Here is a 15,552-nt window from a genome sequence, read left to right on the forward strand (position 1 = left end):
CGCCCGCCGCCTGCACATCACGAAGGTCTCTCATGCCCACAGCCCCAGCCGGCGCGCCGCAGCGCCGGGACACCAGCCGCCGGACCACGGACCCGTCCGGGGAGCGGTCCGCCTCCGCGGGCCGTCGCCCGCTCACCGCGAGCCGGCGCGCCAACCGCGCGGGACTCGCGTTCGTCTCCCCCACCTTCCTCGTCGTCCTCGTGGTGGTCGTGCTGCCCATCGCCTGGACCGTGCTGCTGGCCTTCCAGAAGGCCAGGCTCGTCGACATCCAGGGCATGGGCCTGTTCGGCAACTGGTCCCTGGACAACTTCTCGCAGGTCTTCGACTCGGCCGGCTTCTGGTCGAGCCTCGGCACCACCCTGCTGTACACGGCGGGCGCCACCCTCGGCTCCGTGCTCCTCGGCCTGGTGGCCGCGCTCGCCCTGCGCAAGCCCTTCAAGGGGCGCGGGCTGCTGCGCGCGGCGATGCTGCTCCCGTACGTCGCGCCGGTCGTCGCCGTGGCCTTCGTCTGGGAGGTGGCGCTCAGCCCGCAGTACGGCGTGGTCAACGACTGGGGCCGGCGGCTGTTCGGCTGGGACGACCCGATCGCCTTCCTGTCCACCCGCCAGTACGAGGTCGACCTGCTGGGCCTGCACTTCGACGTCCCGCTGGCGCTGCTGACGGTCATCGTCTTCGAGTGCTGGCGGTACTTCCCCTTCGCCTTCCTGTTCATCCTGGCGCGGTTGCAGGCGGTGCCCGACACGCTGGAGGAGGCCGCGCTGGTCGACGGCGCCACGCCGACCCAGCGGTTCCGGCACGTGCTGCTGCCCCAGCTGATGCCGGTGATCGCGCTGCTGTGCGTGCTGCGCTTCATCATGACGTTCAACAAGTTCGACGACGTCTACCTGCTCACCGGCGGCGGCGCCGGCACCGACGTGGCCGCCGTGCGCGTGTACGACTTCCTCACCGCCCGCTACGACGTGGGAGCGGCGGCCGCGCAGGCGCTCGTCCTGGCCCTCTCGCTGATGATCCTGCTGGGCTTCTACTTCAAGTTCTTCGGCAACAAGGTCCAGGAGGAAGCGTGAGTGGCAAGACCGCCCTGACCCGGGCCCGGTTCGAGGAGAGGTTCTTCGGCGTCGCGCGCTGGATCGTCATCGCGTTCCTGGCCGTGATCACCCTTCTGCCGTTCTACTACATGGTGCTGCTGTCGCTGAAGCCCATCGACGCGCTCCTGCTCGACCCCGGCTCGCTCTGGGTCTCGGCCAAGGACTTCACCCTCTCCACCTACCGCGACGTGCTGCGCTCCACCGACGACGGCGGCCAGGGCTTCCTGAGGTTCCTGCTCAACTCCGCGCTGGTCTCGCTCGGCACGGTGGTGCTGACCCTGGTGGCCGCCGTGCCCGGCGCCTACGCGGTGAGCCGGCTGAAGTTCTTCGGTCACCGCCAGGTCAGCGCGCTCTTCCTGGCCGTCTACCTGTTCCCGGCGACGCTGCTGGCCGTGCCGCTCTTCGTGATCTTCGCGAAGATCGGTCTCTCCTCCAGCCTGGTCGGTCTCGCCGTCGTGTACGTCGCGCAGACCGTGCCGGTGTCGATCTACATGCTGAAGAACTACCTCGTCACCATCCCCGCCTCCATCGAGGAGGCGGCGGCGCTCGACGGCTGCTCCCGCCTGCAGACCGTGCGCAAGGTGATCCTGCCGCTGGCCCTGCCCTCGCTGATGGCGACCGGCCTGTACGTCTTCATGATCGCCTGGAACGAGTTCCTCTTCGCGCTGCTGTTCCTGGCCGCCGACCCCGGCGAGTGGACCGTCTCCCTGGGGCTGGCCCAGCTCTCCAACGGCATCGAGGTGCCCAAGACCGTCCTCATGGCCGGTTCCGTGATCCTCACGATCCCCGTGGTACTTCTGTTCTTCGCCGCCGAACGCCTGCTCACCGAGGGGCTGACCAGCGGCGCCGACAAGAGTTGAGCCGTGGGGGACTCCATGATGACGTCAAGTCAGGCCAGCGCCGGCGAACTGCTGCACCTGATCCGCAGCGGCCGCGCCAACACGCGGGCCGACCTCCAGCAGGCGACCGGGCTGTCCCGCTCCACCGTCGGACAGCGCCTCGACCTGCTCAACCGTGCCGGGTGGCTGCGCCACAGCACGGGCACCTCCACCGGCGGACGCCCCTCGCACCGGATCGCCTTCGATCCCGGCCACGCCTCGGTCATCGCCTTCGACCTGGAGACCCGGCACGCCCGCGCCGCGGTGCTCGACCTGGCCGGCAACATCCTGGCCGAGCACACCGGCCCGATGGACGTCGGTGCCGGCCCCGACCGCGTCCTGGCGGGGCTGGCCGACTGGTTCCCCGACCTGATCGCCGCGGCCGGTGTCCCGGCGTCCCACGTGGCGGGCATCGGCCTGTCCGTGCCCGGGCCGGTCGACTGGGAGTCCGGGCGGGTGATCGAGCCGCCCATCATGCCCGGCTGGGACCGCTACCCCATCCGGGAGCGGCTGCAGGAGGCGTACGCGTCCCGCCTGGGCCTGGACCCGGCGGCCGCCGAGGCCGTGCCGGTCCTGGTGGACAACGACGCCAACCTGATGGCGCTGGCCGAACACCAGGCCAACCACCGGGACTGCGCCTCCTTCGTGCTCCTGAAGGTGTCCACCGGCATCGGCGCGGGGGTCGTCATCGGGGACCGCCTCTACCGCGGCATCGACGGCGGGGCGGGCGACATCGGGCACATCCGCCTGCACGACCGGTCCGACGCGCTGTGCATGTGCGGCTCCCACGGCTGTCTCGCGGCCGTGGCCAGTGGGCGGGCGATCGCCGGGGAACTGGCCGCCCTAGGCCAGGACACGGCGTCCGGACGCGATGTCAGGCGGCTGCTCAACGAGGGGCACCCGGACGCGGTCCGGCTGGCCCGCGAGGCGGGACGGCGGGTGGGCGAGGTCCTGGTGACCGTCGTGACCCTGCTCAATCCGGGGGTCCTCATGATCGCCGGAGAGCTGGCCGGGGTGCCCTTCCTCACCGGGGTGCGGGAGTTGGTCTACCAGCGGGCGATGCCCCGCGCGACCGCCAACCTCCAGGTCGTCACCTCACGGCTCGGCGACCACGCCGGGCTCGTCGGGGCCGCCGCCATGGTCGTGGAGCACCTCTACTCCCCCGCCGGCGCCGACGCCCGGCTGGAACGCCTCGCCTCATGACCGCCTCGCCACGTGACCGCCTCGCCTCATGACCGCCGCCCGCTGTTCCCGGCGGATCGCCGGAAGACCTTCGAAGACAGGAACGCCGTGACCACTGCCCCCGCCCCCTGGACCGACCGGCCCGTCGAGGTCGGGCTCGTGGGTGCCGGCCCGTGGGCCCGCGCCATGCACGCCCGGGTGCTGGCCGCCGGTCCCGAGACCCGGCTCGCCGCGGTCTGGGCCCGCCGTACCGAGGCCGCCCGCGAGACCGCCGCCCCCTACGCCGCCCATGTCGCCGCCGACTTCGAGGAGTTGCTGGACCACTGCGAGGCCGTGGCGTTCGCCGTGCCGCCCGCCGTCCAGGCCGAGCTGGCACCGCTGGCGGCGAAACGGGGCAAGGACCTGTTGCTGGAGAAGCCGCTCGGGCCCGACCTGACCGCGGCCCGCCGGGTGGCCGACGCGGTCGCCGAGGCCGGGGTCGTCTCCCAGCTCGTACTGACCAAGCGCTACCACCCGGCCACCCGGGCCTTCCTGGAGGCCGCCCGTTCCTTCGACGCGGTCGGGGCGCGCTCCTGCTACCTCCACGGGGCTTTCCTGGAGGGGGAGTTCGCCACCGGCTGGCGTCTGGAGCACGGCGCCCTGCTCGACCTGGGTCCCCATCTGCTCGACCTGCTGGACGCCGCGGTCGGCCCGGTCGCCGCCGTCCATGCCACGGGCGACCCGCGCCGCTGGGTGGAGTTGACCTGCGAGCACGAGAACGGCGCCGTGAGCCAGGCCTCGCTGTCCGGTTCCGTGGCCGTCCCCCGCGCGCTGACCCGCGTCGAACTGTTCGGCACGGGCGAGCCCCTGGTGTACGACACGGCCGGCCTCGACCACGAGGAGTGCTGGCCCGTCCTGCGCCGCGACTTCGCCACGGCCGTCCGCACCCGTAAGCCGACGCCGGTCGACGCCGGACGCGGCCTGTACCTGCAGAGCCTCCTCGACCGGGCCGTGCACGGCTAGGAGGGGCCAGGAGGTCGCGTACGGCCGGCCGGGGCCGGGAAGGGGTCAGTCGAGGACGGCCGTGGCCTCGACCTCGACCAGATGCTCGGGCACGTCCAGTGCCGCGATGCCCAGCAGGGTGGCCGGCGCGGCCGGGGTCACTCCCAGCCGGGCGGCAGCCCGCTCGATCCCCTCCAGCAGGAGGGGCATCTTGTCCGGCGTCCAGTCGACGACGTGGACGTTCAGCTTGGCGACGTCCGCGAAGGAGGCACCGGCCGCGGCCAGGGCGGTGGCGACGTTGAGGTAGCACTGCTCGGCCTGCGCCGCCAGGTCCCCTTCGCCGACCGTGACGCCGTCGGCGTCCCAGGCGACCTGCCCGGCGACGAAGACCAGCTTCGATCCGGACGCGATCGACACCTGTCGGTAGACGTCGATCTCGGGCAGCCCGCCGGGGTTCAACAGGGTGATGGCCATGACGTCGGTCTCCTTGCATGTGCTCTCTTGTGGTTACCCGGGAACCGTAAGAGAGTGACCGCCGACATGGAAGAACGCACTTTTCAGTGACTGGGGCACCCGATGGTGACCCAGCGGTTCAACGGCTCGCCCGACGACGCGGGGAGGCCTCGCGCGGCCGCTTCGGCACTTGACGCGCGGTGCGGAAGACGGCCAGTCGCAGGACGAGGAAGCGTACGACGGTGACGGCGACGGACGTGGTGGCGAGGACCGCGGTCTCGGCGGCGGGCGAGGCGTCGGGCCGCCGGTGCGTGAACCACAGCACGGCACCCGAGGTGACCAGGTAGCCGAGCAGGAAGAGGCCGCCCGCTGCGAGGTGCGCGCGGGCCGGTGTGGTGGCGGCGTGCCGGAACGTCAGCCGCCGGTTCGCCTCGGTGTTCAGCACCGTCAGGACGAGGAGCGAGACCAGGTTGGCGACCGCCGGGGGCGACCACGGACGCAGCCCCCAGTAGAGGAGCGCCTGGCCCGCGGTCGACGCGACGCCGATCGCGACGAACCAGCCGACCTCCCGCGACCACACCGCGCGCCCCACCCGTCCGATCCGTCGACGAACTCCCCGGTGGCGCAGCGTACTACGACACCACCAGGCGCTTTGCCTTTTCTTTGCCCATCGGGAACCCTGTGGTTCCCGGCCGCGTTCATCGTGGTGACCGCGGGAAATCGCGGCCGGGGACAGACCGATGGACAGCGACAGAAGCCGAGGTGGCACGAGTGGCGATGTGGGACAAGATCAAGGACCAGGCCAAGACCTTCCAGCAGTCCCAGGGCACTCGGGGAGCGAGCGGATCCGGCCAGGGCTCGCACGGACCCGCGGGGGGCGGCAGGTCGGGCTCGTCCTCCGGCGGTTCCAAGGCCCAGCTGATCGGGATGTTCAAGTCCCAGCTCGCCTCGGCCAAGAACGAGCTGAAGAGCGGCGCCTACCGGGACGCCAGCATGGCCATGTGCGCGCTGGTCGCCGCCGCGGACGGCCGGGTGGAGCCGGCCGAGCGGCAGCGCGTGGAGGAGCTGATCGTCTCCAACGAGGTGCTGCAGAACTTCCCGGCGGACCAGCTCCGCCAGCGGTTCAACCAGCACGTGGACCGGCTCCTCGCCAACTTCGAGCAGGGGAAGGCCGAGGCACTCCAGGTCATCGCCAAGGCCGCCAAGAAGCCCGCGGAGGCCCGTGCGGTCGTGCAGACCGGCATGGTGGTCGCCGGGGCCGACGGATCCTTCGAGCCGTCCGAGCAGTACGCGATCCGCGAGGCGTGCACCGCGCTGAACATCCCGCCCTCGGAGTTCGGCGTCTGATCACCCGTCGGCCCGGCGCCGGTGCGCCGCTACCCGCTCCCGGGTCGCGCAGCGACGTGAGCAGTAGCGGCGTTCCGGACCGCTGCCCTGGGCGATGAAGACGTTCCGGCAGCTACCGGAGGCGCAGCTCCTGCCGGGTGGGCGTTGGCGGTCCCAGACCAGGACCGTCAACGCCAGGCAGGACGAGGCCAGGAACCACTCCGGCCAGGGTGCGTCGTCGGCACGGTCGAGGTGCGGGTGCCAAGGAGTTCCGCCCCCGTGGGACGTCAGGCGCAGGCGCCCCGTGTGTGCGCCGAGGAGGCGGTTCAGGACGTGCGCGGCGGCGTCGGCGGACTCCGCCGCGAAGACGTCCCGCAGCAGGGCGGCGGCCTCGCGCATCCCCTCCACGTCACGGGCGGTGAGGTCGAGGGGCTCCTTCTCGCCGTAGGCGCGCAGCACCTCGGCGACCGCGTCGGGGGCGGGGCCCCCGCCGACCCCGGAAGGGCCCCCGGCGAGCACGTTGACCAGGGCGGCGGTGCGCCGCGCCGTGGACAGTACGGAGTGTCTCGTGGACCAGTCGGGGTCGTGGACGCCGGCGTCCGCATCGGCGCCGTGAGGAATGGGCACGGGCCGAATGTAACGCATATTGCGGAGTTTTGAGTTACCTCCGTAACGTCTTCCTGGTGCCGAAGGGTTACTCACTACGCTTCTATCTGACCGCGGCGACGGCGGCGCGCGCCGGGGACGAGATGTCCGGACCGGCGCTGCTGCTGGCGGGCCTCGCCGTCACCGGTTCGACGACCGACGCGTCGGCGCTGCTCGCGGGCATCACGGTCTCCGCCGCGGTCGGCGGACCGCTGCTCGGGGCGCTCCTGGACCGGGCGCGGCGACCGGGTCGCCTGCTGGCGGGCGCGCTCGCCCTGTACGCGGCGGGGCTGCTGGTGATCCTCGCCGGGCTCGGCCGCCTCCCCATGACCTGCACCCTCCCGCTCGCGGTGCTCACGGGGCTGCTGGGCCCGGCACTGTCGGGCGGCTGGACCGCCCAACTCCCCCACGTGGCGGTGGACGCGCGGCTGCCCCGGGCCAACGCCCTGGACGCGATGACCTTCGGCGTGGCGAGCCTGGCCGGTCCGGCCCTGGCCGGGGGTGTGGCCGTACTGCTGGGAGCCCCCTCGGCGGTCGCGGTCTCCGCGGCCCTGATCACGGCGGCCGTGCCCGCCGCCTGGCGGTTGCCCGCACGCGGCGCCCCGGACCGGGACACCCGGCCGGCCCCGGTGACCGGCGCCCTCGCCGCCGGGTTCCGGATCGTCCTGCGGCGCCCGCTCCTGGCCCGGGCGACCTTCACCTCGGTCGCCTCCTGCGCCGCCCAGGGCATGCTGACGGCCTGCGTTCCGCTCCTCGGCGCACAGTGGCTCGGCGCGGCCGGGCACGGCGTTCTGCTGTTCTCCGGCGCGGCGGTGTCCGCCCTGGCGGCCAACGCCGTCCTCGCACGACGTCCGCTCGCCCTCGCCCCCGACAGGGTCGTCCGGGCGGGAGCCCTGGTCCAGGCGGTCGCGCTGGCGCTGGCGGCGACGGGCCTGCCGGTGGCGCTGGTGGTCGCCGTGCTTCTCCTCGGCGTCGGCGAGGGCCCCCAGCTCACCGCGCTGTTCGCGGTACGCCACCGGGAGGCCCCGGAGCATCTGCGGGGCCAGGTCTTCACCACCGGGGCGAGCCTCAAGATCACCGCGTTCGCCCTGGGCGTGGCCGTCGCAGGACCCCTCGCCACGTGGTCCCTGCCGGGCACGCTGGCGCTGGCGGCGGGGACGGCGGCGGGCGGGGCGCTGGCCCTCGGCCGGGAAAGGGTTTGACGGCCGTCCGCGTCGAAGGGTCGGATGAGGGCCATGAGTTCAGGGCAGACGCATCCGGACCGGTGCCGCGTCGACGACCGTCTGGTACGGAGCCTGGTCGACGGGCAGTTCCCGCGCTGGTCGGGCCTGCCCGTCGAACGCTTCCCCTCCGGCGGCACGGTCAACGCGATGTACCGGCTGGGCGAGGACATGGTCGTACGGCTGCCGCTGATCGCGGGCGGCGCGGCGGACGTGGCGACGGAGCGGGCGTGGCTGCCGCGGCTGTCGCCCCTGCTGCCCACCGCGGTGCCCGAGGTGCTGGCGGAAGGAGTGCCGGGCGACGGGTACCCCTGGCCCTGGTCGGTCTACCGGTGGCTGCCCGGGGAGATCCCCGAGGCGGGAGCGCTGACCGATCCCGTGCGGCTGGCGGAGGATCTGGCCGCCTTCGTGGCGGCGATGCGCGGCATCTCCCTGCCCGACGCGCCGAAGGCGTACCGCGGTGGACCGCTCACCACGCTCGACACGCCGACGCGGGCCGCGCTCGACGAACTGCGCGCCCTCCCCGAAGAGGACGTCGACTGCGACGCGCTGACCGCCGTGTGGCAGGACGCGCTGCTCGCGCCGGCTGGGAGGGGCCGCCCGGTTGGCTGCACGCGGACCTGATGCCGGGCAATCTGCTGGTGAGCGGAGGCAGGCTGTCCGCGGTGATCGACTTCGGCTGCATGGGGGTGGGCGATCCGGCCTGCGACCTCTTCCCGGCGTGGAATCTGCTGCCGCCCGGCGCGAGGAGGGTCTTCCGCGAGGCGCTCGGCGTGGACGACGCGACCTGGCGGCGCGGCCGGGGCCGCACCCTGTCCCAGGCTCTGATCGCCCTGCCGTACTACCGCAAGACCAACCCCGCGATGGCGGGCAACGCCCGGCACGTGATCCGGGCGGTACTGGCGGAGGCGGAGGGCCGCTAGGGCAGCGCGCCGCCCTCCGCCGGGTCCACCTGCCTACGGCGCGATCCCCACACCCTCGATCCTGCTCCACGCCCGCTCCTGCGCGGCCGTCATGGCGGGCCAGGCAAGACCGCCCGGCCGGGGCCGCACCCGGGCGGCGTACGGAGCGGGATGGAAGCCGGGGTCGTAGAGACAACCCTCCGCGTACCTGGCGTCGAAGGCGGGACAGGAGTCGGCGATCGAGCGCGGGCTCGGCCTGCGGCCGGTGCGCACCCAGGAGTCCAGCGCGGAGATCGAGGTGGCGTACTCGGAGTCGCTCAGGGAGCTGTGCTCGTGTTCCCGTGTGAAGGTCTGGACGAGGTTCCGGTCCCGGCCGGCACCGCGGAGGGTGGCGCGGTAGGCCGCCTCGTGCTCCACGAACGCCGTCGGGTCGTCGATGGCGTGCAGGGTGAGGACGGGCAGGGAGACCCGGCCGGTGAGGTCGCTGTCCCAGGACAGGTCGCGCCGTGCGGTGGGGTCGACCGAGAAGCGCTCGACGCCCGCGTTCAGCGCCTTGTCGTCGTGCGAACCCGAGTAGCGCACTCCCCGGTTGCTCCAGGGGTTCCGCCCGCCGAGCCGGTTGGTCACGATGTCCCGGAACGTGAAGGTGGCGAACCGCAGATGGGATTCCAGGGTGCGCTCGGGGATGCCGGTGACGGCGAGGATGTCGTCGAGGTTGCGCTGCTGCGCCCGGGTCCGGTCCGCCGGTTCGGAGGCGTAGCCCGTGCACTCCTGGAGCCGGGCGCGCAGCCCCGCGGTCGTCATCGTGGAGCCGGGACGCAGGCCCTGCCACAGCGGGTACTGCGGCTCGGTGGGGCGCGGGTGGTTGTGGCAGTAGTACTGGTAGACCACCCGCAGGTCCACGCGGTAGTCGTAGCCGCGCGAACCGCCGCCTAGCACGCCGTTGGTCAGCAGCACACCGTCGTAGGCGCCGGGGCGCCGGCCGTAGGTCTCGGCGACCTTGGCGGCGACGTTCCCGCCCCAGGACTGGCCGTGCAGGTAGGTGTGTTCGGGCCGGCCGAACCGGTCGGTGAACAGGCGGCGCACGTTGTCGGTGTCGGCGGCCGCCATGCGGGCCCCGTAGCCGCCGCGCCGGTAGGAGGAGGCGGCCCAGGCGTATCCCTGGTCGACCATCACCGCCCAGCGTTCCAGGTCCTCGGTGCTGCGTGCGGGGTCCGAGGCGTCGCCGAGGTCGGGGCCGCCGTGCGCGTGCACGACGAGGGAGCCGTTCCAGCGGTGGGGCACGGCCATCGTGTAGTAGGCGCCGTCCGCGTCCTGGCCGGTGTAGCAGGTGGCCTTTTCCGCGAGGGCGGGCGGGCAGTCGGCGACCGACGGCTGTCCGGCCGTGGGCTCTCCGGCCTCCCGGGCGGGGGCGGCGGAGACGTTGCCGAGGGTGCCGAGGAAGACGGCGGCGAGCGCGGCGGCCACCACCGCCGGGCGGCTTCTGCGGTGGGTGGGCCGGGTGTCGTGCGCGGGAGCGGGGGGTGTGGTCAAGGTGCGGCTCCTGTACGTGCTGCTGCGGGCCGGCGCGAAGTTGCGCTGCGAGCGGGGATGTTAGGAATCCCCCCGATCCGGAGCCACCCCTTCGGCCGTTGCGTTCATAGTGTTCGCCGAGCCGCGCTCGCCCGGAACTCCGCGCGTTCCTGCGTGGCCTCTTGACGCCCCATTGGTCTCTACCTATCGTCACCGCCCAGTCGAACGTTCAGAACAACACTCAACGTTCACATACACGAACGGATGGACCCCCCACATGTCCTCTGCTCCCCCGCGCCGGCACCGCAGATCCCGCGCCGTCCTCCTCGCCACCCTCACCGCCGCGCTCACCGGCGCCCTGTTGACCGGGCCCGGCTCGGCCATCCCCCGCGCGGACGCCGCACCGGCCGCGTTCACGCACCCCGGAGTCACCGTCTCCCAGGGTCAACTCGACTTCGCCCGCGCCAAGGTCGACGCCGGGGCCCAGCCCTGGAAGGGCGCCTTCGACCAGATGATGGCGAGCCGGTACGCCGACCTGAACCGCACCCCGAAGCCCCGCGCGGTGGTCGAGTGCGGTTCCTACTCCAACCCGAACTACGGCTGCACCGACGAGCGCGAGGACGCGATCGCGGCCTACACCAACGCGCTGGCCTGGTACTTCACTCGGGACGAGAGGTACGCTCGCAAGTCCATCGAGCTGATGGACGCCTGGTCCGCCGTGCTCCGGGACCACACCAACAGCAACGCGCCGCTGCAGACCGGGTGGGCCGGGTCCTCCTGGCCCAAGGCCGCCGAGATCATCAAGTACACGTACGGCGGCACCTGGGCGAACTCCGGCCGCTTCGCCACCATGCTCCGCGACGTCTACCTGCCCGAGATCATCAACGGCTCCAACTCCAACGGCAACTGGGAGCTGACGATGACGGAGGCCGCCGTCGGCATCTCCGTCTTCCTGGAGGACAAGGCCTCCTACGACAAGGCCATGGCCAGGTTCCGCACCCGCACGGCCGCGTACGTGTACCTGAACTCCGACGGAGAGCTGCCGAAGACCGTGCCGAGCCAGCACCTCGACACCCGGGACAAGATCGTCAAGTACTGGCAGGGCCAGTCCACCTTCGTCACCGGCCTCACCCAGGAGACCTGCCGGGACTTCACCCACACCGGGTACGGCATCTCGTCCGTCTCGCACGTCGCCGAGACCAGCCGGATCCAGGGCCAGGACCTGTACGGCACCGACGTCGGCGAGCGACTGCGGCAGGCGCTCGGCTTCCAGGCCAAGTACCAGCAGGGCGCCGCCGTGCCGAGCTGGCTGTGCGGGGGCGAGGTGGATCTCGGCCTGGGCCCGGTGACCGAGGTCGGCTACAACGCCCTGCACAACCGCCTCGGGTTCGCCATGACCAACACCCAGGCCCTGACCGAGCGCACCCGCCCCTCCGGCACGAACAACCTCTTCGTCGCCTGGGAGACCCTCACCCACGGCGACAACCCCGCGTAGGGCCTGTCTGACGCGGGCCGACGCCCGGTCAGCTGTCGTAGTCCACGGTCAGCTTCTCGGAGACCGGGTACGACTGGCAGGTCAGGACGTAGCCCGCGTCGACCTCGGCGGTTTCCAGCGCGTAGTTGCGGCGCATGTCGACACTGCCGTCGGTGACCAGGGCCCGGCAGGTCCCGCAGACCCCGCCCTTGCAGGCGAAGGGCAGGTCGGGGCGGGTCTGCTGGGCCCCGTCGAGCACCGACCGCTCCCGGGAGAGCGAGGCGGTCGTCGAGCGGCCGTCCAGGGTGATGGTGACCTCGCTGACGGGTCCTTCGGGGCCGCTCTCCTCGTGGCGCACCTCCCGCACGGGCTCGTCGTCGGCGTAGAACAGCTCCCGGTGGACGCGCTCCGCCGGGACGCCGAGGCCGGCCAGGACCTGCTGGGCGTCGGCCACCATGCCCTGCGGTCCGCACAGCCACCAGTGATCTGCCCGCTCCACGTCCACCAGGGAGCCGACGAGCGCCGCGAGCCGTCCGGCGTCCAGGCGGCCGGAGAGCACCTCGGCCTCGCGGGGCTCGCGGGAGAGCACGTGGGCGAGGTGGAAGCGGGTCGGGTGGAGGTCCTTCAGGTCGGCCAGCTCGTCGGCGAACATCACCGTGTCCGTGCGGCGGTTGCCGTAGAAGAGGGTGACGGTGGAGCGGTCGTCGGCGGCGAGCACCGACTCGGCGATGGAGACCATGGGCGTGATGCCCGAACCGGCCGCGACCAGGACGTGGTGGCCGGGGGTGGTCAGGTCGGGCGTGAAGAGGCCGGTGGGCGCCATCACCTCGACGGTGTCGCCCGGACGCACCTCGTCGACCAGCCACGCCGAGAACAGTCCGCCCGGCACCACGCGGACCCCGATGCGCGGCGCCGAACCGGCCGGTGCGCAGATCGAGTAGGAGCGGCGCTCGTCCCGGCCGTCCACCTCGCGCCGCAGGGTGAGCGACTGGCCGGGCGCGAAGACGAACTCCCCGGCCAGCTCGTCGGGGATCTCGAAACTCACGGCCGCCGCGTCCGCGCACAGCCGCTCGACGGCCGCGACGCGCAGACGGTGGAAGGCGGGCCGGCGGCGGGTGCGCACCGGGGCCGCCGGGACGGGGGCGGTCGGGGCCATCAGATCTCCTTGACGTACTCGAACGGCTCGCGGCAGGCCCGGCAGCGCCACAGCGCCTTGCAGGACGTGGCGGCGAAGCGGGAGGTCTCCTCGGTGTCCACCGAGCCGCAGCGGGGACAGGGCACCGCGGGCCGGGTGGGCGACAGCACCAGGGAGACCGGGCCGCGGGGCGCGGCGCCGGGCGGGGCGATCCCGTGCTCGGCGAGCTTGCCGCGGCCGGACTCGGTGATCCAGTCGCTGGTCCACGGCGGGTCCAGGACGGTGCGGATCTCCACGCGCGGGTAGCCCGCCGCGCGCAGCCGCGCGGCGACGTCCGCCCGCATCTCGGCCATGGCCGGGCAGCCCGAGTAGGTGGGGGTCAGGCTGGCGACCACGGTGCCGTCCCCGTCCACCTCGACGTCGCGCAGCACGCCGAGGTCGGCGAGGGTCAGCATGGGCAGCTCGGGGTCGGGCACCTGCTCGGCGACGTGCCGGGCGCGGCGCGCGTCCAGGAGTGCGGGGTCCCGGCTCACCATGTCGCCCCCGGGTGGGCGCGGGCGACGCCCTGCAGCTCGGTCAGGAGCGGCGCCAGGTGTTCGGTGTGCTCGCCGGCCCGGCCCGAGCCGGGCAGCGGCCGGTACACGGGCAGGGGCAGCCCGGCGGCCTCCGTGACCTGGCGCAGGTCGTCGGCGACCTCGTCCCGGACGTCGTACGCCGTGTGCAGCTCGCCCAGGTACGGGGCGATCTCGTCCAGTGCGGCGCGCATCCGGCGGTGCGACTCGTCGGTGCCGTCGCCCAGGCGCACGCACCACTCGGCGGCGTACTGCCGGTGGTAGGTCAGCTCCTTGACGCCCTTGGCGGCGACCGCCGCGAGCACCGGGTCGGGGTGTGTCTCCAGCCGCCGGAAGTGGGCCAGGCGCCAGCTGGAGAGGACCAGCAGCCGCACGACGGCGAACGCGAAGTCGCCGCCCGGGAGTTCGGCCAGGCGGACGTTGCGGAAGTCGCCGGCGTCGCGAAAGTAGGCGTACGCGTCCTCGCCGCGGCCGGTGCCGTCGGCCTGACCGGCGCGCGAGTAGAGCAGGCGGGCCTGGCCGAGGAGGTCGAGGCCGATGTTGGCCAGCGCCACCTCCTCCTCCAGCTCGGGCGCGCGGGTGACCCACTCGGCGAGCCGCTGGGCGCTGACCAGGGCGTCGTCGGCGAGCGCGACGCACTCGGCGGCCAGCGCTGCGGCGTCGACGCCCTCGGGCACGGTGGTGTCGACGCCGTGCAGCGGGTCCTCGAAGCCGGTGCCGTAGGCCCAGCGGGTGTCGTCCTCGTGCCCCTCGGCCAGGGTGAGGTAGACGTGGTCGTCACTCATGCCCTGCTCCTAGATGTGCGGGACGTCGTCGGGGATGTCGTAGAAGGTCGGGTGGCGGTAGACCTTGTCGGCGCTGGGGGCGAAGAAGGGGTCCTTCTCGTCGCGGGTGGAGGCGGTGATGTGCTCGGAGCGCACCACCCAGATGCTCACGCCCTCGTTGCGCCGGGTGTAGAGGTCGCGGGCGTGGGTGAGCGCCATGGCGTCGTCGGCGGCGTGCAGCGAGCCGACGTGGACGTGGTTGAGGCCGCGCTTGCCGCGCACGAACACCTCGTACAGCGGCCAGCCCCGCCTGTCGGGCTTCCGGGCCGTCTCGGGGGTCATGCCGCCGCTCCCTTCTCCGTGCGGGCGGCCTGTTTGGCGGCGTGGGCGGTGGCCGCCTCGCGCACCCAGGCGCCCTCCTCGTGGGCGGTGCGCCGCCGCTCCATCCGCCGGTCGTTGCAGGGGCCGTCGCCCTTGATGACGCGCATCAGCTCGTCCCAGTCGGGGGTGCCGAAGTCGTGGTGCCCGGCCTCCTCGTTCCAGCGCAGCTCCGGGTCGGGCAGGGTGACGCCGAGCTTCTCGGCCTGCGGGACGGTCATGTCGACGAAGCGGCGGCGCAGTTCGTCGTTGCTGTGCCGCTTGATCTTCCAGGCCATCGACCGCGCCGAGTTGGGCGAGGCGTCGTCGGGCGGGCCGAACATCATCAGCGACGGCCACCACCAGCGGTTCACCGCGTCCTGGACCATCTCGCGCTGGGCGTCGGTGCCGCGCATCATCGTCATCAGCAGCTCGTAGCCCTGCCGCTGGTGGAAGGACTCCTCCTTGCAGATGCGCACCATCGCGCGCGCGTAGGGCCCGTAGGAGCTGCGGCACAGTGGCACCTGGTTGCAGATCGCGGCGCCGTCCACGAACCAGCCGATCACTCCGACGTCGGCGAAGCTCAGGGTCGGGTAGTTGAAGATCGACGAGTACTTCTGGCGCCCCTCGATCAGCCGCTCGGTGAGGTCGTCGCGGTCCGCGCCGAGCGTCTCGGCCGCCGAGTACAGGTACAGCCCGTGCCCGGCCTCGTCCTGCACCTTGGCGAACAGGATCGCCTTGCGGCGCAGCGACGGGGCGCGGGTGATCCACTCGCCCTCGGGCTGCATGCCGATGATCTCCGAGTGCGCGTGCTGGGCGATCTGCCGTACCAGCGTCTTTCGGTAGCCGTCGGGCATCCAGTCCCGCGGCTCGATGCGCTGGTCGCGCGCGATCGTCGCGTCGAAGTGCTCCTGGAGCCCGTCCGGCGCGTCCGGGGGCGGCGCCTCGGCGGCGTGTGTCGTGGTCATCGTCACCAGCTTCCCAACCGACCATTCGTTCGGTATCAGTGTGACGTGTTTCCGTGCGCCGGGCAAGGGCCGGACCTCGTCCGGCACACTCTTGACAG

Annotated in this window: 16 protein-coding genes and 1 pseudogene; 8 read left to right on the plus strand and 9 right to left on the minus strand. The window is 72.7% G+C overall.

Translation table 11 applies throughout. From position 1 onward, the window contains the following. Nucleotides 1-32: 32 nt before the first annotated feature. The 4 genes from Sru02f_RS22355 to Sru02f_RS22370 all read left to right on the plus strand — a co-directional run bounded on the left by Sru02f_RS22355 (nucleotide 33) and on the right by Sru02f_RS22370 (nucleotide 4,147). Nucleotides 33-1,064 (plus strand): carbohydrate ABC transporter permease, encoded by a 1,032-nt coding sequence (locus Sru02f_RS22355; protein ID WP_109032243.1) that lies wholly within the window; start codon nucleotides 33-35, stop codon nucleotides 1,062-1,064. Further along, nucleotides 1,061-1,945 carry a carbohydrate ABC transporter permease gene (locus Sru02f_RS22360; protein WP_109032242.1) on the plus strand — a complete coding sequence of 295 codons (885 nt, stop codon included), beginning with the start codon at nucleotides 1,061-1,063 and terminating at the stop codon, nucleotides 1,943-1,945. Before Sru02f_RS22355 ends, Sru02f_RS22360 begins: the two co-directional genes overlap by 4 nt. Nucleotides 1,946-1,963: 18 nt before the next feature. Next, nucleotides 1,964-3,166 carry an ROK family transcriptional regulator gene (locus Sru02f_RS22365; RefSeq protein WP_174855109.1) on the plus strand — a complete coding sequence of 401 codons (1,203 nt, stop codon included), beginning with the start codon at nucleotides 1,964-1,966 and terminating at the stop codon, nucleotides 3,164-3,166. An 87-nt stretch (nucleotides 3,167-3,253) separates the two neighbouring features. Further along, complete coding sequence (locus tag Sru02f_RS22370; protein WP_167469549.1) at nucleotides 3,254-4,147, plus strand: Gfo/Idh/MocA family protein; 894 nt, start codon at nucleotides 3,254-3,256, stop codon at nucleotides 4,145-4,147. Between the two features lie 45 nt (nucleotides 4,148-4,192). Here Sru02f_RS22370 and Sru02f_RS22375 read toward each other — a convergent pair whose 3' ends face one another. Together Sru02f_RS22375 and Sru02f_RS22380 are read right to left on the minus strand one after the other, a co-directional pair. Then, nucleotides 4,193-4,600, minus strand: coding sequence for a RidA family protein (locus Sru02f_RS22375; RefSeq protein ID WP_109032240.1), 408 nt, complete (start codon nucleotides 4,598-4,600; stop codon nucleotides 4,193-4,195). A 118-nt stretch (nucleotides 4,601-4,718) separates the two neighbouring features. Further along, nucleotides 4,719-5,171 carry a GtrA family protein gene (locus tag Sru02f_RS22380; RefSeq protein WP_244941851.1) on the minus strand — a complete coding sequence of 151 codons (453 nt, stop codon included), beginning with the start codon at nucleotides 5,169-5,171 and terminating at the stop codon, nucleotides 4,719-4,721. A 179-nt stretch (nucleotides 5,172-5,350) separates the two neighbouring features. On the opposite strand from Sru02f_RS22380, the gene Sru02f_RS22385 reads away from it, so the two are divergent. After that, nucleotides 5,351-5,926 carry a tellurite resistance TerB family protein gene (locus Sru02f_RS22385; RefSeq protein ID WP_109032239.1) on the plus strand — a complete coding sequence of 192 codons (576 nt, stop codon included), beginning with the start codon at nucleotides 5,351-5,353 and terminating at the stop codon, nucleotides 5,924-5,926. Here the strand turns inward: Sru02f_RS22385 and Sru02f_RS22390 are convergent, their stop codons facing one another. After that, nucleotides 5,927-6,550: a CGNR zinc finger domain-containing protein gene (locus Sru02f_RS22390; protein ID WP_109032238.1), complete on the minus strand. Its 624-nt coding sequence runs from the start codon at nucleotides 6,548-6,550 to the stop codon at nucleotides 5,927-5,929. 38 nt (nucleotides 6,551-6,588) lie between these two features. Between Sru02f_RS22390 and Sru02f_RS22395 the strand changes: the two genes are divergently transcribed. Next, nucleotides 6,589-7,752 (plus strand): MFS transporter, encoded by a 1,164-nt coding sequence (locus Sru02f_RS22395; protein WP_109032237.1) that lies wholly within the window; start codon nucleotides 6,589-6,591, stop codon nucleotides 7,750-7,752. A gap of 189 nt (nucleotides 7,753-7,941) precedes the next feature. After that, nucleotides 7,942-8,693: pseudogene (locus Sru02f_RS22400) on the plus strand (aminoglycoside phosphotransferase family protein). 33 nt (nucleotides 8,694-8,726) lie between these two features. Here the strand turns inward: Sru02f_RS22400 and Sru02f_RS22405 are convergent. After that, a complete protein-coding gene (locus Sru02f_RS22405; protein WP_109032236.1) occupies nucleotides 8,727-10,205 on the minus strand; it encodes a DUF6351 family protein in 1,479 nt (492 codons plus the stop codon). A 256-nt stretch (nucleotides 10,206-10,461) separates the two neighbouring features. Here Sru02f_RS22405 and Sru02f_RS22410 point away from each other — a divergent pair, with 256 nt between their 5' ends. Further along, on the plus strand, nucleotides 10,462-11,679 hold the full coding sequence (locus tag Sru02f_RS22410) for an alginate lyase family protein (RefSeq protein WP_109032235.1): 1,218 nt from the start codon (nucleotides 10,462-10,464) through the stop codon (nucleotides 11,677-11,679). 28 nt (nucleotides 11,680-11,707) lie between these two features. Here the strand turns inward: Sru02f_RS22410 and paaE are convergent, their stop codons facing one another. Genes paaE through paaA form a run of 5 tightly spaced genes read right to left on the minus strand, consistent with a single transcriptional unit; the run spans nucleotide 11,708 to nucleotide 15,454 of the window. Continuing rightward, nucleotides 11,708-12,814, minus strand: a complete 1,107-nt coding sequence (paaE, locus tag Sru02f_RS22415) for a 1,2-phenylacetyl-CoA epoxidase subunit PaaE (protein WP_109032234.1) — start codon at nucleotides 12,812-12,814, stop codon at nucleotides 11,708-11,710. Further along, complete coding sequence (gene paaD, locus Sru02f_RS22420; RefSeq protein WP_167469548.1) at nucleotides 12,814-13,329, minus strand: 1,2-phenylacetyl-CoA epoxidase subunit PaaD; 516 nt, start codon at nucleotides 13,327-13,329, stop codon at nucleotides 12,814-12,816. The genes paaE and paaD overlap by 1 nt, the downstream gene beginning before the upstream one ends. Continuing rightward, complete coding sequence (gene paaC, locus Sru02f_RS22425) at nucleotides 13,323-14,150, minus strand: 1,2-phenylacetyl-CoA epoxidase subunit PaaC (RefSeq protein WP_109032233.1); 828 nt, start codon at nucleotides 14,148-14,150, stop codon at nucleotides 13,323-13,325. The genes paaD and paaC overlap by 7 nt, the downstream gene beginning before the upstream one ends. A 9-nt stretch (nucleotides 14,151-14,159) precedes the next feature. Next, nucleotides 14,160-14,471, minus strand: coding sequence for a 1,2-phenylacetyl-CoA epoxidase subunit PaaB (gene paaB, locus Sru02f_RS22430; RefSeq protein WP_109032232.1), 312 nt, complete (start codon nucleotides 14,469-14,471; stop codon nucleotides 14,160-14,162). Next, complete coding sequence (gene paaA / locus Sru02f_RS22435; protein ID WP_109032561.1) at nucleotides 14,468-15,454, minus strand: 1,2-phenylacetyl-CoA epoxidase subunit PaaA; 987 nt, start codon at nucleotides 15,452-15,454, stop codon at nucleotides 14,468-14,470. Before paaA ends, paaB begins: the two co-directional genes overlap by 4 nt. Nucleotides 15,455-15,552 lie beyond the last annotated feature (98 nt).

Source organism: Streptomyces rubrogriseus (assembly GCF_027947575.1).
In the GTDB taxonomy this organism is placed as follows: Bacteria; Actinomycetota; Actinomycetes; order Streptomycetales; family Streptomycetaceae; genus Streptomyces; species Streptomyces rubrogriseus.